Origin of the sequence: Anaerococcus tetradius ATCC 35098 (assembly GCF_000159095.1) — a bacterium.
GTDB lineage: Bacteria > Bacillota > Clostridia > Tissierellales > Peptoniphilaceae > Anaerococcus > Anaerococcus tetradius.
In genome coordinates this window covers 1-241 of the sequence record NZ_GG666381.1, presented here as the reverse complement: position 1 = coordinate 241, position 241 = coordinate 1, and the positions used below count along the sequence as shown (strand labels likewise).

Annotated in this window: 1 protein-coding gene; it reads left to right on the top strand. The window is 59.8% G+C overall.

The genetic code is table 11. The features are described 5' to 3' along the window. On the top strand, positions 1 to 241 hold a 241-nt coding region (locus HMPREF0077_RS10265), incomplete at both ends, for a thiamine pyrophosphate-binding protein (RefSeq protein WP_004837962.1).

Here is a 241-nt window from a genome sequence, read left to right as displayed (position 1 = left end):
TAACGCGTCACGGCGTCAGACACATCTGTATCGCCCCAGGCTCGCGTTCTACACCGTTAACGTTAGCGGCGGCGGAGAATTCCGCATTCATTCACCACACCCATTTCGATGAGCGTGGGTTGGGGCATCTGGCGCTGGGGCTGGCGAAAGTCAGCAAGCAGCCGGTGGCGGTGATTGTGACCTCCGGCACGGCGGTGGCAAATCTCTATCCGGCACTGATTGAAGCCGGGTTAACCGGAGA